The 1,293-nt window shown below is 53.9% G+C and carries 1 protein-coding gene; it reads left to right on the top strand.

Translation table 11 applies throughout. The annotated features are described in order from the left end of the window. Positions 1-1,293: tail fiber protein (locus tag ACUU1I_RS20595; protein WP_449144913.1), on the top strand; the 1,293-nt coding region annotated here is incomplete at both ends.

Consider the following 1,293-nt stretch of genomic DNA (forward strand, 5'->3'; position numbering starts at 1 on the left):
AGTAGTGTCCGCTATTGCCAGTACACCTCAGCCAGGGATGCCGGCACATCTGCCAGTGAGGCGGCAACCAATGCGACTGATGCTGCAGGCTCAGCACGCGCAGCCAGCACGTCAGCCGGTTCGGCAGCGTCATCGGCATCATCTGCGTCTGCTTCAAAAGATGAGGCGACTAAACAGGCGTCAGCAGCGAAGGGCAGTGCCACGACGGCATCCTCTAAGGCGACAGAGTCTGCAGGCAGTGCGACGGCGGCAGCGCAGAGCAAAAGCGCGGCAGAATCCGCGGCAATGCGCGCTGAGACAGCAGCAAAACGGGCAGAGGATATTGCTGATGTCGTATCTCTGGAAGATGCGAGCACGACGAAAAAGGGGATAGTGCAGCTCAGCAGTGCGACCAACAGTGCATCCGAGTCACTGGCCGCGACAGCGAAAGCGGTTAAGGTGGTAATGGATGAAACAAACAAGAAAGCGCCCCTGAACAGTCCGGCTCTGACCGGAACGCCAACCACACCCACTGCGCCAAAGGGGACTAATAATACTCAGATCGCCAGTACGGCTTATGTTATGGCCGCGATTGCTGCCCTCGTGGACTCGTCGCCTGATGCACTGAACACGCTGAATGAACTGGCGGCGGCGCTGGGCAACGACCCGAATTTTGCGACCACCATGACTAACGCGCTTGCGGGTAAGCAACCGAAAGATGCCACTCTGACGGCGCTGGCGGGGCTTGCTACTGCGGCAGACAGGTTTCCGTATTTTACGGGGAATGATGTCGCCAGCCTGGCAACCCTGACAAAAGTCGGGCGGGATATTCTTGCGAAATCGACCGTTGCCGCCGTTATCGAATACCTCGGTTTACAGGAAACGGTAAACAAGGCTGATAACGCTGTCCAAAAGACAGGCGATACCTTGTCCGGTGGACTTACTTTTGAAAACGACTCAATCCTTGCCTGGATTCGGAATACTGACTGGGCGAAGATTGGATTTAAAAATGATTCGGATGCAGACACCGATTCCTACATGTGGTTTGAAACAGGTGACAACGGCAATGAGTATTTCAAATGGAGACACCGCCTCGCTGGCGGCCAGCTCAAAGAGCTGATGAATCTTAAATGGGATTCACTAAATATTCTGGTTAATGCCGTCATTAATGGTTGCCTTGGCATTGGTACGACGAATGCGTTAGGTGGAAATTCAATTGCTTTCGGGGATAACGATACCGGCCTGAAACAGAACGGCGATGGTCTGCTGGATGTTTATGCGAATGGACAGCATGTATTTCGTTTTCAGAATGGC

The organism is Shigella sp. SIG3 (assembly GCF_053555855.1).